The organism is Pseudomonas fragi, assembly GCF_025426255.1.
GTDB lineage: Bacteria > Pseudomonadota > Gammaproteobacteria > Pseudomonadales > Pseudomonadaceae > Aquipseudomonas > Aquipseudomonas kulmbachensis.
Genome location: NZ_CP104861.1, coordinates 105232 through 129205, shown reverse-complemented (window position 1 = coordinate 129205; position 23974 = coordinate 105232). Strand labels below are relative to the sequence as shown.

The 23974-nt window shown below is 58.2% G+C and carries 25 protein-coding genes and 2 pseudogenes; 13 read left to right on the top strand and 14 right to left on the bottom strand.

Going from position 1 to position 23974, the window contains the following annotated elements; translation table 11 throughout:
* Nucleotides 1-61: 61 nt before the first annotated feature.
* A complete protein-coding gene (locus tag N7D90_RS00640; RefSeq protein ID WP_133075045.1) occupies nt 62-634 on the bottom strand; it encodes a xanthine phosphoribosyltransferase in 573 nt (190 codons plus the stop codon).
* Nucleotides 635-690: 56 nt separating this feature from the next.
* Nucleotides 691-2700, bottom strand: a complete 2010-nt coding sequence (rep, locus tag N7D90_RS00635) for a DNA helicase Rep (RefSeq protein WP_261740438.1) — start codon at nt 2698-2700, stop codon at nt 691-693.
* Nucleotides 2701-3073: 373 nt separating this feature from the next.
* Here rep and N7D90_RS00630 point away from each other — a divergent pair, with 373 nt between their 5' ends.
* A complete protein-coding gene (locus tag N7D90_RS00630) occupies nt 3074-4636 on the top strand; it encodes a putative bifunctional diguanylate cyclase/phosphodiesterase (protein ID WP_395246962.1) in 1563 nt (520 codons plus the stop codon).
* A 187-nt stretch (nt 4637-4823) separates the two neighbouring features.
* Here the strand turns inward: N7D90_RS00630 and N7D90_RS00625 are convergent, their stop codons facing one another.
* Nucleotides 4824-6224: a NorM family multidrug efflux MATE transporter gene (locus N7D90_RS00625; protein ID WP_261742527.1), complete on the bottom strand. Its 1401-nt coding sequence runs from the start codon at nt 6222-6224 to the stop codon at nt 4824-4826.
* A gap of 152 nt (nt 6225-6376) precedes the next feature.
* On the opposite strand from N7D90_RS00625, the gene N7D90_RS00620 reads away from it, so the two are divergent.
* Nucleotides 6377-7297, top strand: coding sequence for a LysR substrate-binding domain-containing protein (locus N7D90_RS00620; protein WP_261740436.1), 921 nt, complete (start codon nt 6377-6379; stop codon nt 7295-7297).
* Nucleotides 7298-7307: 10 nt separating this feature from the next.
* Here the strand turns inward: N7D90_RS00620 and N7D90_RS00615 are convergent, their stop codons facing one another.
* Nucleotides 7308-8801, bottom strand: coding sequence for a YifB family Mg chelatase-like AAA ATPase (locus N7D90_RS00615; RefSeq protein WP_261740435.1), 1494 nt, complete (start codon nt 8799-8801; stop codon nt 7308-7310).
* A 106-nt stretch (nt 8802-8907) separates the two neighbouring features.
* Here N7D90_RS00615 and N7D90_RS00610 point away from each other — a divergent pair.
* Nucleotides 8908-9033: pseudogene (locus N7D90_RS00610) on the top strand (addiction module antidote protein, HigA family); the annotation flags it as partial.
* A gap of 3 nt (nt 9034-9036) precedes the next feature.
* Here N7D90_RS00610 and N7D90_RS00605 read toward each other — a convergent pair.
* A complete protein-coding gene (locus tag N7D90_RS00605; protein WP_261740434.1) occupies nt 9037-9465 on the bottom strand; it encodes a bleomycin resistance protein in 429 nt (142 codons plus the stop codon).
* Nucleotides 9466-9508: 43 nt separating this feature from the next.
* Complete coding sequence (locus N7D90_RS00600; protein ID WP_261740433.1) at nt 9509-9769, bottom strand: accessory factor UbiK family protein; 261 nt, start codon at nt 9767-9769, stop codon at nt 9509-9511.
* Nucleotides 9770-10185: 416 nt separating this feature from the next.
* On the opposite strand from N7D90_RS00600, the gene glnK reads away from it, so the two are divergent.
* From glnK to sutA, 3 genes are all read left to right on the top strand, one after another.
* Nucleotides 10186-10524, top strand: a complete 339-nt coding sequence (gene glnK, locus N7D90_RS00595; protein ID WP_002555808.1) for a P-II family nitrogen regulator — start codon at nt 10186-10188, stop codon at nt 10522-10524.
* 34 nt (nt 10525-10558) lie between these two features.
* Entirely contained in the window at nt 10559-11896 is a 1338-nt protein-coding gene (locus N7D90_RS00590; protein ID WP_261740432.1) for an ammonium transporter, read from the top strand.
* Nucleotides 11897-12377: 481 nt separating this feature from the next.
* On the top strand, nt 12378-12704 hold the full coding sequence (sutA, locus tag N7D90_RS00585; protein ID WP_261740431.1) for a transcriptional regulator SutA: 327 nt from the start codon (nt 12378-12380) through the stop codon (nt 12702-12704).
* A gap of 253 nt (nt 12705-12957) precedes the next feature.
* Here sutA and N7D90_RS00580 read toward each other — a convergent pair whose 3' ends face one another.
* Genes N7D90_RS00580 through lptM form a run of 6 tightly spaced genes read right to left on the bottom strand, consistent with a single transcriptional unit; the run spans nt 12958 to nt 17512 of the window.
* Nucleotides 12958-13647, bottom strand: coding sequence for an HAD family hydrolase (locus N7D90_RS00580; protein WP_261740430.1), 690 nt, complete (start codon nt 13645-13647; stop codon nt 12958-12960).
* Complete coding sequence (gene xerC / locus N7D90_RS00575; RefSeq protein ID WP_261740429.1) at nt 13644-14540, bottom strand: tyrosine recombinase XerC; 897 nt, start codon at nt 14538-14540, stop codon at nt 13644-13646. The genes N7D90_RS00580 and xerC overlap by 4 nt, the downstream gene beginning before the upstream one ends.
* Nucleotides 14541-15257 (bottom strand): DUF484 family protein, encoded by a 717-nt coding sequence (locus N7D90_RS00570; protein WP_261740428.1) that lies wholly within the window; start codon nt 15255-15257, stop codon nt 14541-14543.
* 13 nt (nt 15258-15270) lie between these two features.
* Nucleotides 15271-16101, bottom strand: a complete 831-nt coding sequence (gene dapF, locus N7D90_RS00565) for a diaminopimelate epimerase (protein WP_094999749.1) — start codon at nt 16099-16101, stop codon at nt 15271-15273.
* 4 nt (nt 16102-16105) lie between these two features.
* Nucleotides 16106-17353, bottom strand: coding sequence for a diaminopimelate decarboxylase (gene lysA / locus N7D90_RS00560; protein ID WP_261740427.1), 1248 nt, complete (start codon nt 17351-17353; stop codon nt 16106-16108).
* Nucleotides 17354-17362: 9 nt separating this feature from the next.
* The gene (gene lptM, locus N7D90_RS00555; RefSeq protein WP_261740426.1) at nt 17363-17512 is read right to left on the bottom strand and encodes an LPS translocon maturation chaperone LptM; all 150 of its coding nucleotides are present in this window, start codon (nt 17510-17512) and stop codon (nt 17363-17365) included.
* A 202-nt stretch (nt 17513-17714) separates the two neighbouring features.
* On the opposite strand from lptM, the gene cyaY reads away from it, so the two are divergent.
* From cyaY to rnk, 3 genes are all read left to right on the top strand, one after another.
* On the top strand, nt 17715-18047 hold the full coding sequence (gene cyaY / locus N7D90_RS00550) for an iron donor protein CyaY (protein WP_261740425.1): 333 nt from the start codon (nt 17715-17717) through the stop codon (nt 18045-18047).
* Nucleotides 18044-18262 carry a DUF1289 domain-containing protein gene (locus N7D90_RS00545; RefSeq protein ID WP_261742526.1) on the top strand — a complete coding sequence of 73 codons (219 nt, stop codon included), beginning with the start codon at nt 18044-18046 and terminating at the stop codon, nt 18260-18262. The genes cyaY and N7D90_RS00545 overlap by 4 nt, the downstream gene beginning before the upstream one ends.
* Before the next feature lie 206 nt (nt 18263-18468).
* The gene (gene rnk, locus N7D90_RS00540) at nt 18469-18882 is read left to right on the top strand and encodes a nucleoside diphosphate kinase regulator (RefSeq protein ID WP_261740424.1); all 414 of its coding nucleotides are present in this window, start codon (nt 18469-18471) and stop codon (nt 18880-18882) included.
* A gap of 81 nt (nt 18883-18963) precedes the next feature.
* Here rnk and N7D90_RS00535 read toward each other — a convergent pair.
* Nucleotides 18964-20202 (bottom strand): annotated as a pseudogene (locus N7D90_RS00535) (class I adenylate cyclase); the annotation flags it as partial.
* Nucleotides 20203-20238: 36 nt separating this feature from the next.
* Nucleotides 20239-20487, bottom strand: a complete 249-nt coding sequence (locus tag N7D90_RS00530; protein ID WP_261740423.1) for a TIGR02647 family protein — start codon at nt 20485-20487, stop codon at nt 20239-20241.
* A gap of 432 nt (nt 20488-20919) precedes the next feature.
* On the opposite strand from N7D90_RS00530, the gene oscA reads away from it, so the two are divergent.
* The 4 genes from oscA to cysW all read left to right on the top strand — a co-directional run bounded on the left by oscA (nt 20920) and on the right by cysW (nt 23974).
* Nucleotides 20920-21102, top strand: coding sequence for a sulfur starvation response protein OscA (gene oscA, locus N7D90_RS00525; protein ID WP_261740422.1), 183 nt, complete (start codon nt 20920-20922; stop codon nt 21100-21102).
* 66 nt (nt 21103-21168) lie between these two features.
* Nucleotides 21169-22179 (top strand): sulfate ABC transporter substrate-binding protein, encoded by a 1011-nt coding sequence (locus N7D90_RS00520; protein ID WP_261740421.1) that lies wholly within the window; start codon nt 21169-21171, stop codon nt 22177-22179.
* Between the two features lie 90 nt (nt 22180-22269).
* Nucleotides 22270-23088, top strand: coding sequence for a sulfate ABC transporter permease subunit CysT (cysT, locus tag N7D90_RS00515; protein WP_261740420.1), 819 nt, complete (start codon nt 22270-22272; stop codon nt 23086-23088).
* Between the two features lie 13 nt (nt 23089-23101).
* Nucleotides 23102-23974: a sulfate ABC transporter permease subunit CysW gene (gene cysW, locus N7D90_RS00510; protein WP_261740419.1), complete on the top strand. Its 873-nt coding sequence runs from the start codon at nt 23102-23104 to the stop codon at nt 23972-23974.

Genomic DNA, 23974 nt, shown 5'->3' with positions numbered 1-23974 from the left:
CGTCGAACGCAGCCTCGTTCCTTCGACAGCTGCTACAGGTGTGCATCAGCCGTCGGCAGGTTTACTCGATAAAGGTCACTTTACCGCCAGCCAGGGATTGCACCCGGGCCAATGATTCAACGCGATAACCCTGTGCGTCCAGCTCGGCACGGCCGCCCTGGAACGACTTCTCGATCACGATGCCCAGGCCTGCCACAGTAGCGCCAGCCTGCTTGATGATCGAAATCAGTGCCTGCGACGCTTTGCCGTTGGCCAGGAAGTCGTCGATCACCAGTACGCGGTCACTGCTTTGCAGGTGGCGCGGGGAAATGGCAACGGTGCTTTCGGTCTGCTTGGTGAACGAGTACACGGTGGCCGACAGCAGGTTTTCAGTCAAAGTCAGAGACTGGTGCTTGCGCGCGAAAATCACAGGTACACCCAAGTTCAAGCCAGTCATCACGGCAGGAGCAATGCCCGACGCTTCGATGGTGACGATCTTGGTGATGCCCGAATCCTTGAACAAACGCGCGAACTCGTCGCCGATTTCTTTCATCAGCTGAGGGTCGATCTGATGGTTCAAAAAGGCGTCGACCTTCAAAACCTGATCGGAAAGCACGATGCCTTCTTCGCGAATTTTCTTGTGCAGTGCTTCCAACGTAACGTCCTCAAATAGCGCTTATGCGCTGAAGGTAGAGTAAAAAATAGTCAATTCTAGCGTTTTAGCATCGCGCGTATATCGGCTAATGCCGTATTTCCGCGAACCGCCTTCACTTCGGTGGGGGTATCGTCGTTGCCTTCCCAGGCCAGATCGTCCGGCGGCAACTCATCGAGGAAGCGACTCGGCGCACAATCGATGATCTCGCCGTACTGCTTGCGCTTGGCGGCAAAGGTAAATGCCAGCGTCTCACGGGCACGGGTAATACCCACGTAGGCCAGACGCCGCTCTTCTTCAATGGTGTCCGCTTCAATGCTGGAGCGGTGCGGGAGGATTTCCTCTTCCATGCCCATGATGAACACGTAAGGAAATTCCAGCCCCTTTGAGGCGTGCAACGTCATCATCTGCACGCCTTCGGCACCGTCTTCCTCTTCCTGCTGGCGCTCAAGCATGTCGCGCAGTACCAGCTTGCCGATGGCTTCCTCAATGGTCATGCCACCGTCTTCGTCTTTCTCGAGGGTGTTTTTCAACGCCTCGACCAAGAACCAGACGTTGGACATGCGATAGTCCGCCGCCTTTTCGCTGGAGCTGTTGGTGCGCAGCCAGTTCTCGTAGTCGATGTCCATGATCATGCTGCGCAGCGCAGAAATCGGGTCTTCACCCGAGCATTGTTGACGCACACGGTCCATAAAACGCTTGAAACGCGCCAGACGGTCGGTGAAACGGGCGTCCAGATGCTCACCCAGACCGATTTCGTCGGTGGCGGCATACATCGAGATTTTGCGTTCAGTCGCGTAGTTACCGAGCTTTTCCAGCGTGGTCGACCCGATCTCACGACGCGGGACGTTGATCACCCGCAAGAAAGCGTTGTCGTCGTCCGGGTTCACGATCAGACGGAAGTAAGCCATCAGGTCTTTCACTTCCTGACGTCCGAAGAAGCTATTGCCGCCCGACAAACGATACGGAATCTGATGGTGTTGCAGCTTCAACTCAATCAGCTTGGCCTGATAGTTACCGCGATACAAAATAGCAAAGTCGCTGTACGGCCGGTCAGTACGCAGGTGCAGGGTGAGAATTTCGACGGCAACGCGTTCGGCTTCGGCGTCTTCGTTGCGACAGCGAATCACCCGGACTTCATCGCCGTGGCCCATCTCGCTCCACAGTTGCTTTTCGAACTCGTGGGGATTGTTGGAGATCAGTACGTTGGCGCAGCGCAGAATACGGCTGGTGGAGCGATAGTTCTGCTCCAGCATCACCACTTTCAAGGACGGGTAATCGTCCTTGAGCAGCATCAGGTTTTCCGGGCGCGCGCCACGCCAGGCATAGATCGATTGGTCGTCGTCACCCACCACGGTGAACTGGTTACGCTTGCCGATCAGGTACTTCACCAGCAAATACTGGCTGGCGTTGGTGTCCTGGTATTCATCCACCAGCAAATAGCGAACCTTGTTCTGCCATTTTTCAAGAATGTCGGCGTGCTCTTCGAACAACTTCACCGGCAGCAGGATCAGGTCGTCAAAGTCCACTGCGTTGTAGGCCTTGAGCGTGCGCTGATAGGCGGTGTAGACAATGGCCGCCGTCTGTTCTTTAGGGCTGCGCGCGTTTTCCAGCGCCTGGGGGGGCAGGATCAGGTCGTTTTTCCACGAGCCGATCATGTTCTTTATCTCGTCGACCCCGTCGTCGCCCGAGTATTCCTTTTGCATGATGTCGGTCATCAGCGCTTTGACGTCTGCCTCGTCAAAGATCGAAAACCCCGGCTTGTAGCCCAGCCGCGCATGCTCCTTGCGGATGATGTTCAGCCCCAGATTGTGGAACGTGCACACCGTCAAGCCTCGGCCTTCACCCTTCTTGAGCAGGGTGCCGACACGCTCTTTCATCTCGCGGGCGGCTTTGTTGGTGAAGGTCATGGCGACGATGTACTGGGCACGGATGCCACAGTTCTGGATCAGGTGCGCGATTTTGCGGGTAATCACGCTGGTTTTGCCGGAACCTGCGCCGGCGAGCACCAATAGAGGGCCGCCGACGTAGCTCACGGCTTCTTGCTGCCGGGGATTGAGTCGGGACATAACGAGATCAGGGGTCGTGTGTAAAAAGGGCGGGCATTTTAACAGGCTGAGCAGATATTGCTGCCTCTGTGCGACGGTGTGACATGCCACATCATCTAAATTTGCCGCTTTTGTTACTTTCGCGCAGGATGCAAAGAGTATTAACGGCTAGCGTTCGGCTATTACCATAAATACCGCAGCACGTATTTGATAACCAATGCCATTACCATTGGTTACTGACACGTCATAATTCCATCGCCCGATTTTTTGCAGAGTCTAGGGAGCAAGCTTGTTTACGCCTGTCGAACCCTTGCGTTTTCTGCTACTGGCCGAAGAACCATCTTGGGCAGCATTGTTGCGCGAGTGCCTGGCACCTATGGGCAGCGCAGCCATCATGATTTGCGCGCCGAACTGGGAGTCTGTCAGCCATCTGTTCGAGAATGATCGCAATGCGCTACTCCTGACCACCCCGGCCTTGCAGCCTTCAGCGGGTCGCTGCAGCTTGTCCACGATTTTGCTGCTTGATGCCGAGCCTGCGACGATGCCCCAGGCTGTCAGTGACTGGCTTGTAAGCACCAGCCTGACACCTGATGTTCTGCGCCGCTGCCTGCGTCATGTGCGCGAACGTGGCCTGCTGGAGCACACGTTGCAGCGCCTGGCCGAAGAAGATCCTTTGACCGGTATCGCCAACCGCCAGGGTTTTCAAACCCTGCTGGCCGTGCGATTGGCCGAAAGTGACGGGCGCGGCATTGCCCTGGGCCACCTGGACCTGGACAACTTTCGTCACGCCAACGATGCGCTGGGGCATCAGGCTGGCGACCGGCTGATCCTGCAAGTGGTAGCACGGCTCAAGAGCCAGCTCGAAGCCGGCGACCAACTGGCGCGGCTGGGAAGCGATGAGTTCGCCCTGTTGATCAACACCCATCGTGCCCCCGAGCGGGCCGAATGGATGGCCGAACGCATCACCGAGGTAATGGCCGAGCCTTACTGGATTGACGGCGAAAGCCTGCTGATCGGCTGCAGCCTGGGCATCGCCCATGCCCGCGCCAATGCCGGGGCAGATCCATTGATGTGGCACGCACACATCGCCATGCAGCAAGCCAAAAGCACCCAAGGCTGCACTTTTCATGTGTTCAATGAACGCATCAACCGTAATGCCCGCAGCCTGGCCGACCTTGAAAGCGAGCTGCGCCGAGCCCTGCGCCGTGACGAGCTGGAACTGCATTACCAGCCGCGCCTGGATCTGGGCACCGGCCAGATTGTCGGGCTGGAAGCGCTGGTGCGCTGGCGTCACAGCGAGCGCGGCTTGCTCGCGCCCAGCGAGTTCGTACCTCTGGCCGAGCAGAGCGGGCTGATCGTGCCGCTGGGCTACTGGGTCATTTCCCGGGCCCTGCGTGATATGCAGGCGCTGCGCGAACAAGGGCTGGAGCCGTTGCATATGGCGGTTAACCTGTCGTTCCGCCAGTTTCAGGACAGCCAACTGCTCTCGACGCTTAGCCGTCTGATCATCGAGCGCGGGGTTGAAGCACAATGGCTGGAATTTGAACTGACCGAAACAGCCGTGATGCGGCGCAGTGACCTGGTCAAGCAGACGATGGATGCCCTGGGCCGACTCGGCGTGCGCTTTTCGCTGGATGATTTCGGTACGGGGTTCTCATCGTTTGTGCACCTCAACAGCCTGCCGATTGCGTTGCTCAAGATCGACAAAAGCTTCGTTGGCGGCATGGAAGACCGCGAAGAGAACCGAAAACTAGTGCACGCCATGATCAACCTGGCCCACAACCTCAAACTGGAAGTGGTCGCCGAAGGTGTCGAAACCCCTGAACAATTGGCTCTTTTAAGGGATTTTGGCTGCGATCAGGTCCAGGGCTACTTCATCAGCAAACCGCTGCCGCTGACAGATCTGGTAGCGTTTTTGACGCTTGGGGCTCAGCAGCAGGTGCCAATTTCACTCTAAATTTGTAGGCAGAGACCTGTAGCAGCTGCTGAAGGAACGAGGCTGCGTTCGGCGTGATGCAGCACCCCGACGCAGTCGCCGTAAATCCTGAGAGCTGGATTTAACTGACACACCGCAGTGTCTGATTTTGCGACGGCTACGCCGCCGAACGCAGCCTCGTTCCTTCGGAGCTGCTACGCCCTACACACTACACCGCGCTCAAGCCCGCGACTTTCTGTGCCTTGCGCTCCTGCTTGAGCATGCGCCGCATCTTCCACTCGAATGCCAGCGTGAGGCTCACCGACGCACAGGCCAGGCCCAGCGCCAAACCCCACCACACACCGGTCGGGCCCCAGCCGAAGGTAAACGCCAGCATCCAGGCCATCGGTGCACCAATCACCCAGTAGCAAAACAACCCCACCAAAAAGGTCGTCTTGGCGTCCTTGAGTCCACGAATGGCGCCCATGGCAATGGTCTGCGCACCATCAAACAGTTCAAACCAGGCCGCCACGGCCAACAGGCTAACTGCCAACTCGAACACCGGACGGAACGCCGGATCGTTGTAATCCAGGAACAGGCCGATCAGTTGGCTCGGCAAGAACCAGAACACCACAGAAAAACCCAGCATGATCACCGCGCCGCAGCCGATCCCGACCCGGCCCGCCAGTCGTGCCCGCTGCAAATCACCGCCGCCATAATGCTGGCCAATGCGCATGGTGATCGCGTACGACATGCCCGCAGGCACCATAAACGCCACTGATACGATTTGCAGCGCGATTTGGTGCGCCGCCAGTTGCGTACTGCCCATGGTGCCCATGCACAACGCAGCAAAGGCAAACAGCCCGACCTCCACTGCGTATGTACCGCCAATCGGCAGGCCGAGGCGCCACAGCTCGCGTAGATAAGTCAGATTAATCCGCGACAGACCTTTACTGATTGGATATGCGTCGTAGGCCGGATGCCGATGGATATGCCAGGCCAGACCCAGCGCCATGCAGGTCGCCACAATCGCCGTGACCAGACCGATCCCCATCAACCCCAGTTTTGGCAGGCCGAACATGCCGGTAATCAGTGCGTAATTGAGCAAGAAGTTGGCCACCGTGCCAATCAGGCTGATCACCATCACGGGGGTCGCCCGGCCCATCGCACTGGTAAAACCACGCAACGCCATAAAAGTCATATAGCCGGGCAGGGCGAACGGCAACAGCAGCAGGAACTGGCCCGCGGCTTCGACGTTGCTGGGCGTCTGGCCAAACAACAAGAGCAGCGGTTTGATATTCCACAGCATCACTGCGCCACCCAGGGCCAGGGCCCAGGCCAGCCACAACCCGGCCTGCGTCAACCGGGTCGCGCCTTCAATATCGCCCGCGCCCTGACGAATCGACACCAGCGTACCCACGGCAGCAATCACGCCGATGCAGAAAATCGATACGAACGAATAGCTCGCCGCACCCAGACTCCCGCCAGCCAGAGCCTCTGGGCTCAAGCGCGCCATCATCAGCGTATCGGTGAGCACCATCAGCATGTGAGCCAACTGCGAGGCGATCAGCGGCCCTGCCAGCCGCATAATGGCCCAGAGTTCGATACGTGCAGGATGCTGTTTGATCATCTGTTCGATTTCTATAGGTTCGTTGAAAGGCTTGATTCTCGGCGGGTAGAGTGTTTTAAGCAAAGGGATAAAAACGATCACTGGCATGATTAAAACTCATACCAAGATTAATAACTTGCGCCTCCTTCTGTTGCGCCATAGGAACATTCGCAATGTCTCGTAGCCTTCCTCCGCTTTATGCCTTGCGTGCCTTTGAAGCGGCAGCTCGCCACAGCTCGTTTACCCGGGCAGGAGAAGAGCTGTCGATCACCCAAAGCGCCGTGAGCCGCCATATCAAAACCCTGGAGGCGCATTTCGCCTGCCGGTTGTTTAAACGCAGTGGCCGCAGCCTGCAGCTCACCGAAGCCGCTCGCCTTTTGCTACCGGGTGTTCGCGAAGGTTTTGCCGCCCTGGAGCGCGCCTGTACCACTTTGCGCGCCGAAGATGACACCTTGCGCATGAAGGCCCCCTCGACCCTGACCATGCGCTGGTTACTGGCCCGTTTGAGTCGCTTCCGTCACCTGCAGGCGGGCAACGAGGTGCAACTGACCAGCGCCTGGATGGATATCGATAATGTGGATTTCAATCAGGAACCGTTCGACTGCGCCGTGCTGTTGAGCAACGGTCACTTTCCACCTGACTGGGAGGCCACGCTGCTGTTCCCGGAGATGCTGATCCCGGTCGGCGCGCCCACTGTGCAAGGTGACCAACCCTGGGACGCCAAACGACTGGCCGCCACAGAACTGTTGCACCCCACGCCCGACCGCCGTGACTGGCGGCGCTGGCTCGACTGCATGGGGCTTAGCGGGCAAGTATCACTCAAGGGTGGGCAAGTGTTCGATACCCTGGAGCTGGGCATGATCGCCGCCGCCCGGGGTTACGGCATTTCCATGGGCGACTTGCTGATGGTTGCCGAGGACGTCGCCCAAGGCCGCCTGAGCCTGCCGTTTGCGGCCGCCGTGGCCAGCGGCGAGAATTACTACCTGGTCTGGCCCAAGACCCGCCCCGGTGGCGAGCGTTTGCGGCGCCTTAGCGACTTTTTGCAACACGAAGTCGCGGCGATGGAACTGCCGGCCGTGCAACGGTTGAAGTAAACCGGCTTGATCACCCGCTGACAGGCCGATACTGCAATGCCTCCGCAAGATGCTTGCGTTCTATGTTTGGCGTTTGCTCAAGATCAGCCAATGTCCGCGCCACTTTCAACAACCGATGTGCGGCGCGCAGTGACAGGGTCATTCGCTCGCAGGCCGTCTCCAGCCAGGCGTTATCCACATCACTCAACGTGCACTGGCTGCGCACACCCGGCAGATCGAGAAAGGCATTGGCACAACCCTGACGCTGCAACTGACGCTCACGCGCTGCTGCCACTAACACCGCAGCCTTGGCTGTGGTCTCGCCCGAGGCAAGCGACGGGTTGAGCGATGTGGTTTCACGGGCCACGGTCAGATGCAAATCGATGCGATCGAGCAACGGCCCCGAGAGCTTGTTGCGATAGCGCTGGATCTGTTCCGGGGTACAACGACATCGGCCCGTGGGCTCCCCAAGATAGCCACAGGGGCAGGGGTTCATCGCCGCAACCAGCTGGAAGCGCGCCGGAAAACGCATTCGATCCCGGGCCCTGGCAATTACGATAAAGCCGGACTCCATAGGCTCCCTCAAGACTTCCAGTACCTTACGATCGAACTCGGGGAGTTCATCCAGAAACAACACCCCGTGATGCGCCAGCGTAATCTCCCCCGGCTGTGGTTTTGAACCGCCGCCCACCAGAGCCGGGCCGGAGGCCGAATGGTGCGGCTGACGAAACGGACGCTGCGGCCAGCAGCTCAAAGGCATATGGCTGGCCACCGACGCAATGGCCGCGACTTCCAGCGCCTCTTGCTCGGTGAGTGGCGGCAACAAGCCGGGCAGACGGCTGGCCAACAGGGTTTTGCCAGTGCCGGGCGGACCGGTAAACAGTAAATTATGGCTGCCTGCAGCCGCGATCAATAATGCCCGCTTGGCTGAAAGCTGCCCCTGTACATCGCTCAGATCAGGATAGGGTTTGCTCAGGTGCAGCAAACCGCTGGCGGTGTAAGGCTCAATCACCGCGCGACCAGCGAAATGCGCCACTATCTGCAACAAGTGTTCGACTGCGATCACCGTCAACCCGGCGGCCAGGCATGCCTCTTCGGCATTGGCCAGCGGCACTACCAGGGTACGGCCTGCCGCACGTGCCGCCAACGCGGCAGGTAACACGCCCTGAACTGACCGGATTGCCCCGGACAACGCCAGCTCGCCCAGACACTCGACCTGTTCCAGAGCGGCCACCGGTATTTGCCCGCTGGCTGCCAAAATACCCAAGGCAATGGCCACATCAAAGCGTCCGCCGTCCTTGGGCAGGTCGGCGGGCGCCAGATTGAGAGTGATACGCCGAGCGGGAAAATCCAGTGCGCAATTGAGAATCGCACTGCGTACCCGCTCTTTACTTTCCTTGACCGCCGTTTCGGGCAAGCCGACCAGCGTCAACGCCGGTAAACCATTGGCCAGATGCGCCTCGACCGTAACGACAGGCGCCTCCACACCCACCTGGGCGCGGCTGTAAACGATAGCCAGAGCCATGGCTCATTCCTTGAGTTCGCAAAAAACCCATCCTGCGCGAATCAGAAACCAGGGGCAGGATTGGAATGGATACCGGATGTGAATGGGCATGGGAACACTGCGTACGATCTGCCTGGCGACGACGCCTGAATTCTGGCTGAACCTGCAAACCACTTACGACCTGCGCAAAGCAGAAATCGAGCGTGGCGCAACGATTCGCGAGCAGGTTGAACCCATTCACAACTGCGCCTGACACTCACTCTCCCAACGCTTTGGTCCCCAGGTCCTCAGCCAAGCGCAGCAAATAGCCGTCAGGATCGAGCACCAAAAAGTTGCGCTCGCCAAACAACACATCGTTGCTGCGATACCAGCGCTCTTCGAGGGGTTTGCGCAGGCTGTGGCCAGCGACCTCAAGACGGGCGATCAGGCTCTGGGCGTCCGGGCACTTGATCGAAAGGTTCATGCCTCGACCGAATGGCGGCTCCAGCGGGCCGACACGCCAGGACGACTCTTCAAGGTCATCCTGCTCCAGCATCAGCTGGCTGCCATGGAACGACAGGAACGCAAAATGATCCTCGGGCCGTTGGTACTCGACTTTGAAACCGAGCACCCCACAGTAAAAATGCAGGCTGCGGGCAATATCCGAGACGATCATCTCGGGCACTAACGGGTTCATGACCAACATACAAAAACATCCTTGTTCATATGAAGTGCACCGCCTTCGAGCGTTATTCGGTCGGCGGCAGCAGCTTGGCTTCCAGCTCGGCCACTTTGGCTTCAAGGCTTTCAAGACGAGCACGGGTACGGGCCAGTACCACCATCTGGCTATCGAACTCTTCGCGGCTCACCAGATCCAGTTTGCTGAAACCACTTTGCAGCAAAGCTTTGAACTGGCTTTCGATTTCGTTGCGCGGCAGCGCGGTTTCGCCACTGAACAAACGTGAAGCGTGGCCACCGAGGGCATCGAGAAGATCTTTGGGCGCGAGCATGGATAAGGTCCTTAAAACTGATGGCAGCGAGTGTATCACGGGGTGTCGGGGCTCAATGCCGACGGCTTTCTGCACATTTTTCGCGCATTGCCCCTACAGCCTACGCACCATCTTCGAGCACAAACAACCCGCCGAATCAGGCCAAAAGCCATCAACTTACGCTAAATCGCTGTAATTAATGATTTTTCCAGACATGGCAAGGTTTCTGCTTAGACATACATGACTCATGCACTGATGCAGTAGCTGTGACGAAGGCAGTGCGGCAGGTGGTTCAAGGAGTGTTTTCGTCACCAGCGACTTACACACGTTGTACAGCCTGAAGAAGGCTGACGATGCGTTACAAAGCCAGACACTGCGCTTAGACTTGAGCCGGGTTTGTTTTCCTGGGGCAAGTCCACCAATTCGGGAGAAGTTTCATGAAGCTAGTCACCGCCATTATCAAGCCGTTCAAGTTGGATGACGTGCGCGAGTCGCTGTCTGAGATCGGCGTACAAGGCATTACCGTTACTGAGGTCAAAGGCTTCGGCCGGCAGAAAGGTCACACCGAGCTGTATCGCGGCGCGGAATACGTGGTCGATTTCCTGCCAAAGGTGAAGATTGATGTCGCCATTGACGACAAGGATCTTGATCGGGTTATCGAGGCGATAACCAAGGCTGCCAACACCGGCAAGATTGGTGACGGCAAGATTTTCGTGGTCAATCTGGAACAGGCTATTCGCATCCGTACCGGCGAAACCGATACCGACGCAATCTAAGCCGCCAAACCCCAACGCCCCAGGAGAAAACACTATGACTCTGCGTAAATTCGCAGGGCTCGGAGCCCTGCTGTCTGTTGTAATGCCTGGCCTGGCCATGGCGGCAGACGAAGTGGCTGCTCCAGTCCTCAACTCCGGCGACACCGCCTGGATGCTGACTGCAACCGCTTTGGTGCTGTTTATGACCATTCCAGGCCTGGCGCTGTTCTACGGCGGCATGGTGCGCTCCAAAAACATTCTTTCTGTAATGATGCAGTGCTTCGCCATCACCGGTCTGATCAGCATTCTGTGGGTCATTTATGGCTACAGCATCACGTTCGACACCGCGGGGATGGAAGCCGGCGTCGTTAACTACAATTCGTTCATCGGCGGCTTGGGCAAAGCGTTCCTGGCAGGTATCACACCCGCCAGCATTACCGGCCCGGCAGCGCTGTTCCCTGAGGCCGTGTTTGTCACGTTCCAGATGACCTTCGCCATCATCACGCCGGCCTTGATCGTAGGTGCGTTCGCTGAACGCATGAAGTTCTCGGCCATGCTGGTTTTCATGGGCGTGTGGTTCACCCTGGTCTATGCACCGATTGCGCACATGGTCTGGGGCGGCCCGGGCTCGCTGCTCGGTGATTGGGGCGTACTGGACTTCGCTGGCGGCACGGTGGTGCACATCAACGCCGGTATCGCTGGCCTGGTGGCGTGCATCGTGCTCGGCAAGCGTAAAGGCTACCCGACCACCCCAATGGCTCCGCACAACCTGGGTTACACCCTGATCGGTGCCGCCATGCTGTGGATCGGCTGGTTCGGCTTTAACGCAGGCTCCGCAGCTGCCGCCAACGGCACTGCCGGTATGGCGATGCTGGTCACTCAGATCGCAACTGCCGCCGCCGCATTGGGCTGGATGTTTGCCGAGTGGGTCACCCACGGCAAACCAAGCGCACTGGGCATCGCCTCGGGCGTGGTCGCCGGTCTGGTTGCTATCACTCCGGCAGCAGGCACCGTTGGCCCAATGGGCTCGATCGTAATCGGTCTGTCGGCTGGCGTGATCTGCTTCTTCTGCGCCACCAGCCTCAAACGCAAACTGGGCTACGACGACTCCCTGGATGCATTCGGCGTACACGGCATCGGCGGCATCGTCGGCGCGATCCTCACCGGTGTATTTGCAGCCCCTGCACTGGGCGGTTTCGGCGCAGTGACCGACATCTCGGCCCAGGTCTGGATCCAGTTCAAAGGCGTCGCCTTCACTGTGATCTACACCGCAATCGTGACCTTCATCATCCTCAAGGTACTGGATGCAGTGATGGGCCTGCGAGTGGCTGAAGAGGAAGAGGCTGTGGGCCTCGACCTGGCTCAGCACAACGAGCGGGGCTACAACCTGTAATTTGACCTCTAAAAAAACCCGGCATGCCGGGTTTTTTTTTGCCCGTAATAAGGCGATATTCTCGGTAATGAAATGATTTGCCCTACACGTTACGGGGGTCGCCAAGTTCTACGCTTGTTGTAGTGAAGAATACTTGCGACACAACTCGACTATTAGCCGCTTTGCTTTTTTCTTCAGCACGCTAGAATGCGCGCCGAGGGCAGAAAACAATGCTCGAGTACGACGAAAGCGAGGATGATCTCCCGACGCTTTCAAGGCCCGTGAGCCGTGCTGCCGGAGCATCTGGCACTGGGCGCCTGGCAAGGTGTTTATTCAGACGGACGCCGTAATGATGTCGGTATTCGTCAAGCCCTCTTCACGTTACAACGCTGAAGAGGTGCAAGCCGCGGTTTGCCCAAGGCTACTTTTTCACCAGCGGCGGTCGACAGTTGCCACAGCTGGTCTATAACTAATCTGCTTTACGTATGTCATGGGGTAGAACATGAGCGACGACGATCTGGAAAATGATGACCTCGAAGTAGGTGAAGACGACGAAACCGAGGATGGCCTGGAAACGGCAGCCGAGGACGTTGCAGATGACGACGGTGGCGATGATGCTCCGGTCCCTGCGGCCAAAGGCAAATCCAAGGCTGCAGTGTCAGTCGATGACCTGCCGAGCGTAGAAGCCAAAAACAAGGAGCGTGATGCTCTGGCCCGCGCCATGGAAGAGTTTTTGTCCAAAGGTGGCAAGGTGCAGGAAGTTGAGGCCAACGTGGTGGCAGACCCGCCCAAGAAGCCTGACAACAAGTACGGCAGCCGCCCTATCTAAGGGTTAGCTGTTTGCTTGAAGAAAAAACCCGCCGTCGCTGCGGGTTTTTTTGTGGGTGATGCAAATACAACACTAATCCCCGTAGCAGCTGACTCGCGGAGCGAGGCTGCGATCGGCTGCGAAGCAGTCGCAAAATCAGACACTGCAGTGTACCCGTCAAACTCGGATCTCAGGTTTTACGGCCGCTTCGCAGCCGATCGCAGCCTCGTTCCTTCGGCAGCTGCTACGGAGCGTATTGCCTGCGCTGCTGGCCCTAGCCAAGTGCTTTCAACACTGCCGGTAACTCGCTCAAGCAGCCAATTTCAGCATCCGGGGCCCTGTCGCCATCCCAGTGCTTGCCACCCGGGTTGAACCACACCGCACGCAAGCCCGCCAATTGCGCCCCGGCAATATCATCGCCGGGGTGGTCGCCCACATGCACCGCCGCACCCGCCGCTACGCCACCGCGCAGCAGGGCTTCGTGAAACAGGCGCGCATCCGGCTTGGCGATACCGATGTCTTCGGCGCACAGCACAAATTTGAAGTGATGCCCCAAGCCGATTCGCCGCACATCCGCGTTGCCATTGGTGACCACGCCCAAGGTGTAATCCCGGGCCAGCGCAATCAAGGTTGGCTCAGCCTGCGGGAATAGGTGCAACGCATGGCGCGCCTCAATAAACACCTCAAACGCATCATCTGCCAGCGCGGCTGCATTCTCGTAACCCGCGCCGTGCAGCGCATGGAACAGAATCCGCCGACGCAGTGCGCTGATCCGGTGCTTGAGCTGGGGTTCTTCACTCAACACCCGCTCGCGAATCGCCTGAAAATGCCCGACTTCGACAACGCCCAGTTTTGGCGCGTTCTCCATCAACCAGTCACGCAATACGGCTTCGGCGCTCACAATCACCGGTGCTGTGTCCCACAAGGTGTCGTCGAGGTCGAAAGTAATCAGCTCAATCGTCATTCACTGTCCTTACTGCGTTTGGCCCGTGGGTGGGCGCTGTCGTAGACCGATGCCAGATGCTGGAAATCCAGATGGGTATAGATTTGCGTGGTTTTGATGTCCGCGTGCCCGAGCAACTCTTGTACGGCGCGCAAATCCTGGGAGGATTCCAGCAAGTGGCTGGCAAATGAATGGCGCAGCATATGCGGGTGCAGGTTCTGGCCCAGCTCACGTTCCCCGGCAGCCTTGACCCGCACCTGGATCGCACGCGGCCCAAGGCGTGTACCGCGCTGGCTGACGAACACGGCGTCGTCCTGCGGGTTGGCCAGCGCCCGCATCGGCAACCAGGCCTGTAGCGCCTCCCGGGCCTTTTTACCAACAGGTAAGACGCGAGTCTTGCTGCCCTTGCCGAGCACCTCGACCAGCCCGTCAGCCAAGTCCAACTGATCCAGATTAAGCCCGGTCAACTCCGACAAGCGCAGCCCCGAAGAATAAAACAGCTCCAGAATGGCCTGATCGCGCTGGGCCAAAAAGTCGTCCTCGACGCCCCCTTCCAGCAATTGCAGAGCACGATCGGTATCCAGGGTTTTAGGCAGGCGGCGCTCACCTTTGGGCGGGGCCAGACCGTTTGCCGGGTCGTGGTCGCACAAGCCTTCGCGATTGAGATAGTGATAAAACCCGCGCACCGCCGACAGCAAACGCGCAATGCTGCGTGAGGATTGGCCTTGCTGATGCAGACGCGATACCAATTGACGCATGCGCTGGATATCCAGTGCAGTCCAGCTGGCGATTGATTCCTTGGCGCAGAACGCCAGCACCTTGTTCAGGTCGCGGCGATAGGCCTCCAGCGTATGGGGCGACACCTGGCGCTCACTGCGCAGGTGAATGCAGTAAGCGTCCAGTTGCCGTTCCATCTAACGTACCGAGCGCAGAGCGTTGGTAAAGCGCGGCAACACCCGGCCCAGTACTTCGGCAATGTAGCCGAGGAACAACGTACCCACCGTGCTTTTGTAGTGCTGCGGATCACGACTGGCAATCGCCAATACGCCGTGCAAGCCCAGGTGATTGAGCGCCACCACGGCAGTCGAACCAATTTGCTTACGCTGCTCTTCGCCAAACAGAAAGTCCAGTTCATGCTCGCGCAGGCTGCCGCTGACGGTTTTGCCTTCAGTCAACAAACCACCCAGCGCACGCTGTGCATCGGCACTGCTGACCCAACGCCCGACCGGCATCGGATTGTCGCCAAACAGCACCAGGCTGACAAAAGGCACCTGAAAGTCATGACGCAAGCTGTCTTCAACGGCAATCACCAGCTCATCAAGGCTGGTGGCGTCCATCAAGGCGAGGTTCAGGCGCCGAGTCTTTTCGAACAGGCGGTCGTTGTCACGGGCCACGTCCATCAACTGCGACAAGCGATGACGCATCTCGATATTACGACCACGCAACAGCTCCAGTTGGCGCTCCACCAGCGAAATTGTGTCACCACGCTGGTGCGGAATACGCAGCGCCAGCAGCAGCTCATCACGCTGGCTGAAGAAGTCCGGATGCGCCTCTAGATAAGCGGCAACGGTGCTTGCTTGCGAGTTATCCACAGGTACATCGAGGTCTGAAGGCTGCGTCTTGTCGGTCATCGGTTGCGCTCGCTCATAAACGGACTTGTCCTTCGTAAACACGCATCGCCGGGCCGGTCATGATCACTGAATGGCCAGGACCTGCCCATTCGATGGACAAACGGCCACCGGGCAAATCAAGGATCAGCGGTGAGTCCATCCAACCCTGGCTGATCGCAGCCACAGCGGCGGCGCAAGCCCCGGTGCCGCAGGCCTGGGTTTCCCCGGCGCCACGTTCCCAGACCCGCAGTTGCCCGCGCTGACGATCAATTACGTGCAGAAAACCGACATTGACCCGCGCCGGAAAGCGCGGGTGATGTTCAATTTTTGGGCCCAGCTCATGCACCGGCGCGGCGTTGATATCGTCGACACGCAATACCGCATGGGGGTTGCCCATAGACACGGCAGCCAACTCAACAGTCTGCCCGTCGACATCCAGTTCGTAGCTCAGCGCTTGCGCGTCGGCCACAAACGGGATGTCGGCCGGGACCAGACGCGGCGGGCCCATGTCGACACTGATTTGCCCATCACTGCGCACGTTCAGTTCGATGATGCCGCTTTTGGTTTCGACCTTGATCTGGCGCTTGGTGGTCAAACGCTTGTCGAGCACAAAGCGCGCAAAACAGCGCGCACCGTTGCCGCATTGCTCAACTTCGGAGCCGTCGGAGTTGAAGATCCGGTAACGGAAATCCACCTCCGGGTTGCTCGGCGCCTCAACGATCAATAATTGATCAAAACCGACGCCCGTGTGCCGATCACCCCATTGCTTGGCGTGCTTGGGCAGGATGTGCGCGTGCTGGCTGACCAGGTCGAGAACCATGAAATCATTGCCCAGGCCGTGCATTTTGGTAAAACGCAGCAACATGGGATTACTCCGGCAGCAGGCTTTCGCCAGCAAACAACTCGGCCACGGTCTCGCGACGACGTACTTCAAACGCCTGATCGCCATCCACCAGAACTTCGGCGGCGCGGCCACGGGTGTTGTAGTTCGAACTCATGACAAAGCCATAAGCACCGGCCGAATGCACCGCCAGCAGATCACCTTCGGCCAGCGCCAATTGGCGGTCCTTGGCCAGGAAATCACCGGTTTCGCAGATCGGGCCGACGATGTCGTAAGCGCGGGCTTCGGTGCCACGCGGGCGAACCGCGGTCACGTCCATCCAGGCCTGGTACAACGCCGGGCGGATCAGGTCGTTCATCGCCGCGTCGACGATGGCGAAGTCTTTGTGTTCGGTGTGCTTGAGGTACTCGACCTGGGTCAGCAGCACGCCTGCGTTGGCCACGATGAAGCGGCCCGGCTCGAACACCAGCGCCAGGTCACGCCCGTCAATACGCTCGCGCACGGCCTTGATGTAATCGCCAGCCAGCGGCGGCTCTTCATCGCGATAACGCACACCCAAACCACCACCAAGATCGATGTGACGCAGGTAAATGCCGCAATCGATCAAGCGATCGATCAACGCCAGCAGGCGGTCGAGGGCATCGAGAAAAGGTTCGAGGGTGGTCAGTTGCGAGCCGATATGGCAATCGACGCCGACCACTTCCAGGTTAGGCAACTGCGCGGCGCGGATGTAGACATCTTCGGCGTCAGCGATGGCGATGCCGAACTTGTTTTCCTTGAGACCGGTGGAGATGTACGGGTGGGTGCCCGCATCAACGTCCGGGTTGACCCGCAGCGAGATCGGCGCGCGAACGCCCATTTCGGCGGCCACAACTTGCAGGCGCTCAAGCTCTTCAGTGGACTCGACGTTGAAGCAGTTCACGCCCACTTCCAGAGCACGACGCATGTCGTCACGGGTCTTGCCGACACCGGAAAACACAATCTTGTCAGCCGAGCCGCCAGCGGCCAGCACACGCTCCAGCTCACCGCGGGACACGATGTCAAAACCGGCGCCAAGACGCGCCAGGACATTGAGTACACCCAGGTTGGAGTTGGCCTTGACGGCGAAACAGACCAGGTGCGGCATGCCGTTCAGGGCATCGGCGTAAGCGTTGTATTGCGCCTCGATGTGCGCCCGGGAATAGACGTAAGTCGGCGTGCCGAAACGCTCGGCAATGGCCGTCAGCGCAACACCTTCGGCGAACAGCTCGCCGTCCCGGTAATTAAAAGCGTCCATGGTGTTCCCTTATTGGTGCTTGTGCGGTTGCGACGACTTCGCTTGGTCTTCAGGGGATTTGCTGTCATCGGGCAGATACAGCGGTCCTTTTTGACCACAGGCAGAAACAAGGCAGGCGACCGCGACGAGCGCAGCAATAGAAGAGATCAGGCGCTTCATGGCGAAATCCTTTGAAAAGCATTAATTGCGCCCGAGTATACCGAGCGCCTACCAGCTTGCCTATGCAGCAGAGCCGCCAAGCGCAAGGGCCTGTGTGAATAATCAGTAGTGTTGGCGGGCATCTGTCATGGGGTTTGCAATCGGCTTGGAGCGCCCGTATCTTGCGAGCTCCGAGCATGACTAGATATTACGAGGTTCCACCATGAGTTTGACTGAAGCCCGTTTTCACGATCTGGTCGATGCCACCCAGGAAAATCTGGAAGACATCTTCGACGACTGTGATCTGGATGTAGATGTGGAGAATTCCGCCGGAATCCTGACGGTCAAGTTTGAGAATGGCAAAGCCCTGATCTTCAGCCGGCAGGCGCCAGTGCTTCAGCTCTGGCTGGCGGCACCCAGTGGCGGTTTCCACTTCGACTACGATGAAAAGCGCAGTTCGTGGAAGTGCGATAAAACCGACGAGTTGCTCAGTGAAATGGTTCAGCGCCTGACCCTGGAACACGCTGGCGCAGAGCTGGAATTTGAAGAGATCTGATAGTGACCGCTCCTGTTAAACCTGCAAAACCGCTCTACAGCAACGTCAGTCCGGCAGTGCCGTCCCCATGCATCAGCACCTGCCGGCTGGATGAACACAAAGTCTGCCTGGGCTGTTTCCGCCACGTCGAAGATATCCGCGAGTGGCGCTCGGCAGACGACCAGCGGCGTCGGGTAATCTGTGAACAGGCTCAACTGCGCCAGATGCTCCCGTAGCAGCTGCCGCAGGCTGCGGCAGCTGCTACGAATAATCTCCAGTTGCAATCAGTTCAGGGGCAAACAGCAAAACCCCACACAGCTTGTGTATTTATTCTGCTGTGGTAGTGTCGGGGTTCGCCTCGCACTAACGAGGTTCGTCAAAACCCCGCCATTATCCGGCGGGGTTTTGCTTTTTCGTGCAGAAAAAAGGAGTCTGCCAGGTCATGAGCACCCCAACCCCACTCATCCTCACCCGCCTGGACGTACAGCGTCTGGAGCAACTCATCGACAGCTTGCCGGAAACGACTCCTGGCATTGAGGCACTGCAAGCCGAACTCGATCGCGCCGAAACCATCGTCGGCCACGAAGAAGTGCCTGCTGGCGTTGTGACCATGAACTCGCGAGTGCATTGCCGTGAAGAAAGCAGTGGCAAGGACTACCACCTGACACTGGTGTACCCGAAAGACGCCAATGCTGACGCAGGCAAGGTTTCGATTCTGGCACCGGTTGGCAGCGCGCTGCTGGGCCTGCAAGTCGGTCAACACATCAACTGGCCAGCCCCAGGCGGTAAAACCCTCAAGCTGGAACTGCTTGAAGTTGAATACCAGCCAAAAGCAGCAAGCGACTTCAGCGCATAAACCTTATCCGCGATAGGTTCAGATCAGTCATGTCACAGCGGTAGCGCTCGATTGCGCAGCGCTGCCCCAGCTTTATTTCGGCGCGGTTGCTTGCTCCACATGAGCCAGCTGACTCAAAAACCGATAGCTGACACTCAGCTCACGGGCCAATGCCCGGCACTCATGACTGACCTGCTGCACCTCCCACTGCGAGCGACTGTCGAGCATTGCCAAGTGCAGCTCATCCCAGCCCCATTCACGGGTCAGTCGCTGCAGTAACAGATACTGCCACTGCACACCTGCTGCAACGGCACTCAGCTTGTGACCGACCTTCAGATACAGGCTGCGGCGAACCAGCTCCAATCGCTGAAGATCACCACGCTCGATCAGGTAATGCTCTAGCCGGCGGTAAACCACCAGGTAGGGGTCCAGCTCATCAAGGTCCAATTGGTTGGCGTACACCGCCTGTTTGAAACTCAGACTCAGGCAACTGACCCGCGGGTGCTCGCTGGCGTACACCTCAATCAGCAACAGCTTGAGCAGCGACTTGTACGGCGACTCAATACCCTTGAACAACTGCCACAGCCCGGCGCTTAAATACTCGTCAGGGGCGATATGCGCCAGATGTCCAAGATCGATGGTTTCGTCGCCACCCACGACGCGCCTGGCCAATAGCCCCCGAGCAAACTCGGCGTACCGCGCCTCCTCATCCACCGGCACCCACCACCACATCGGCGTACGCCCTGCGAGCCAGATAGCCGTGCGATAAAACTCATCGAGCAACAATCTCTGCCGTGGCTCACCGCCCTCGTCGTTGCGCAGTTGAGCATCGATCAAAAACAAGTGTGCCTCACAGCCCTGACTCGCTGCCCAGGCTTCCAGGCGCCGACATTTCTTGCGCAAGGCCGTCAGTGCCTGATTGCTCAAGTTCGGGGCGAGACAAATCCACACGTCCATATCGCTTTGATCGGTCTGGGCCAAAGTACCGAGGCTACCCATCAGAAAAAGGCCGTGGATCGGCTGCGAAGGGCATGAGCTGCCCATGCTGCATGAAAAGCCCCGAATCAACTGCCGGGCTTCCGTCAGAGCAAGTGCATCGGGTTGATAACCCGAGACTCCGGCAGGGGTACAGTCCGACACATAACCGGGCAAGAGGGGGTGATTCACATGAAACAACAACGCCAGGAGGTTTAGTAACGCTTTCTGGCGTGGCGCCAGCCCCTCCATTGCACGGGCCAGGCGGCCCTCATTGACACTCAAAAAGCGCCCACGCATCTGCTGGAGAACCTGTCGTTCGGCTCCCTCGTTCAGTGCGGGTGTAGATAAGTGTGCCCGCGGAATCATTGATCGTTCAGATCCCGTGGGCGCGACGTGGTGTCAGGCAATTTCTTTGGATTCAACAAGGATCGTCAGCAGCGTCTGGACATTTTGGGCAGCATCGCGTCCCAGGCTTGTCAGGTAGCCGCCATCGGGTTGATCAATCAGCTTTTTTTCAAACAGGCGCTTCGCCGCAGCAATTTTTTCCGGCGCGGCATGTTGATGGATTTTCAGGCCCTCAAGAGTACTTTCCAGGTCAAACAGTGCAAGGACTTCCAGTTCGGCAACCAACTCAGGGGTAAACGACATAAAGACTCCAGACTATGCAGGAAAAGACGACAGCCGCTCTAAGGTGATCGCACTCGCGCTGACTGTCCAGCGACAGTTCCCACCTTTGTATAACAGCCTGTCGTGATAGGGCATTTGGAGTGTAGTCCGAGAACACCTGTATGCCGGGTAATTCGTAGCAGCTGCCGAAGGAACGAGGCTGCGTTCGGCCGCGTAGCGGTCGTAAAACCGGTTACTGCTGGGCTTCAGACAAAACCCGGGGGCAGAGTTTACGGTCGCTTCGCAACCGGACGCAGCCTTCGGCAGCGGCTACATACAGTTGTCCCAGCCTCTTGTTTGATCTTTCAGTTATATAAACATTCTTAAATAGTATTTTTAAGAATATCCGCACCTCACTACTATTGCCCCTACGCCAGCATCCCTGTCGGCACCCCATATTTCAGGAGCAGCACCATGAGCGTATCTCTACGTAGCGTTGACGGTCAGGACGAAGCAACCATTCTGCGGGAAATCCAGAGCGCGCTTCGAGACCTGCGCTTTGGTGCTGTTGAAATCACCGTGCACAACGCTCAGGTGGTTCAGATCGAACGCAAAGAGAAATTCCGCTTGCAGAACCCGAGTCAAAAAAACGCCTGAACCATTCAAAACGCATTCATCTGAGTGCGTTTAATAAAAATTAAGAAATGCTTTGGAGCCTCACCTATGTCCCTACGCCGTTACGCTTTGGCCGCGCTGGCCAGTGCCATTTTTGCTGGCTCCGCTGTAGCCAAAGATTACGAACTACTAAACGTTTCTTACGATCCGACCCGCGAGCTGTACCAGGATTACAACACTGAATTCACTAACTTCTGGAAAGCCAATCATCCCGGCGACAACGTCAAAATCCAACAGTCCCACGGCGGCTCGGGTAAACAGGCTCGCGGCGTAATTGACGGCCTGCGCGCGGATGTCGTGACCCTGGCACTGGCCGGTGACATCGACGAAATCGCCAAGCTGGGTAAAACCCTGCCGGAAAACTGGCAAACCCGCCTGCCGGACGCCAGCACTCCGTACACCTCGACCATCGTGTTCCTGGTACGCAAGGGCAACCCTAAAGGCATCAAGGACTGGGGCGATCTGACCAAAGACGGCGTGTCGGTCATTACTCCGAACCCGAAAACCAGTGGCGGTGCCCGCTGGAACTTCCTCGCGGCCTACGCTTATGGCCTCAAAGCCAACGGCGGTGACGAGGAGAAAGCCAAGGAATACGTAAAAACCTTGTTCAAACACGTCCCCGTGCTGGACACCGGTGCACGCGGTTCAACCATTACCTTCGTCAACAACGGCCAAGGTGACGTGTTGCTGGCCTGGGAAAACGAAGCTTTCCTGGCACTGAAAGAAGATGGCGGCACCGATAAATTCGACATTGTCGTACCTTCGCTGTCGATCCTGGCCGAGCCGCCAGTGGCTGTAGTCGATAAAAACGCCGAGAAAAAAGGCAACACCGAGATCGCCAAAGCGTACCTCGAACACCTGTACAGCCCGGCGGGTCAGGAAATCGCCGCGAAGAACTTCTACCGCCCGCGTGACAAGGCTGTCGCTGCCAAATACGCCACGCAGTTTCCGAAACTGGAGCTTGTGACTATCGACAAAGACTTCGGTGGCTGGAAGACTGCGCAACCGAAATTTTTCAATGACGGTGGCGTGTTCGACCAGATCTACCAGGCGCAATAACCTGCGGGGCGGGCCATCAGGCCATGCTGAAAGCTAGAACATCAGGCCCGCAATTGGTTGCGGGCCTCGTGCGTTAACCCAAGGACTTTTATGTCGCGTCGTATCTCCCCCGTCATACCCGGCTTCGGGCTGACACTGGGCTACACCTTGGTGTACCTCAGTCTGATTGTGCTGATTCCACTGGCAGCGATGTTCGTGCATGCCGCTCAACTGACCTGGGACCAGTTCTGGGCCATCATCACCGCCCCCAGGGTGCTGGCAGCGCTGCAACTGAGCTTCGGCACCGCCTTTGTCGCCGCCATCATCAACGGCGTTATCGGGACCGTACTGGCCTGGGTGCTGGTGCGTTACACCTTCCCGGGGCGCAAGGTCATCGACGCCATGATCGACCTGCCATTTGCCCTGCCGACCGCCGTGGCCGGTATCGCACTGACCGCCTTGTACGCGCCCAACGGCTGGATCGGCCAGTTCGCCGCCGACCTGGGCTTCAAAATCGCCTACACCCCGATGGGTATCACCCTGGCACTGACCTTCGTCACCCTGCCATTTGTGGTGCGTACAGTGCAGCCGGTACTGGCTGACATCCCGCGTGAAATCGAAGAAGCTGCCGCCTGTCTGGGCGCCAAGCCGCTGCAAGTGTTTCGCTACATCCTGGTTCCGGCCCTGCTGCCCGCCTGGCTGACCGGCTTTGCCCTGGCCTTTGCCCGGGGTGTCGGCGAGTACGGTTCGGTGATCTTTATCGCCGGTAACATGCCGTTCAAAACCGAGATTCTGCCGCTGCTGATCATGGTCAAGCTGGACCAGTACGACTACACCGGCGCCACTGCCATTGGCGTAATGATGCTGGTGGTTTCCTTCATTTTGCTGCTGGTAATCAATTTGATTCAGCGCCGCATCGAAAAACCGTGAAGGAGGCCTGACCATGTCCAACTCAACATTAAGCGCCTCATCCGCAGCCAACGCCGCCCGCCGAGGCAGCCCGCTGTCGCGGCGCCTGCTGATCGGCTTCGGCTGGTTGTTTTTCACCCTGTTCCTGTTGCTGCCCCTGCTGATCGTGGTGTCCCAGGGTTTGAAAATGGGCGTAGGTACATTCTTCGACGCCATCCTCGAACCCGACGCCTTGTCGGCCCTCAAGCTGACCATCATTGCGGTGGCGATTTCGGTGCCGCTGAACGTGGTATTCGGCGTCAGCGCGGCCTGGTGCGTAAGCAAATACAGCTTTCGCGGCAAAAGCATCCTGGTCACCCTGATCGACCTGCCGTTTTCCGTCTCGCCGGTGATCGCAGGTCTGGTCTACGTGCTGATGTTCGGCGCACAGGGCTTCTTCGGCCCGTGGTTGCAAGATCACGACATCCAGATCGTCTTCGCTCTACCGGGCATCGTGCTGGCGACCATCTTCGTCACCGTGCCGTTTGTGGCCCGTGAACTGATCCCGCTGATGCAAGAGCAGGGCACCCAGGAAGAAGAGGCCGCACGCCTGCTGGGCGCCAACGGCTGGCAGATGTTCTGGCACGTCACCGTACCCAACATCAAATGGGGCCTGATCTACGGCGTGGTGCTGTGTACTGCGCGGGCGATGGGTGAGTTCGGTGCGGTGTCGGTGGTTTCCGGGCACATTCGCGGGGTGACCAACACCCTGCCGCTGCACGTCGAGATCCTCTACAACGAATACAACCACGTTGCCGCCTTCGCTGTGGCCACTCTGTTGCTGATCCTGGCGCTCTTCATCCTGCTGCTCAAGCAGTGGAGCGAATCCCGTATTAACCGCCTGCGCGCCAGCGCCGCGGAGGAATAA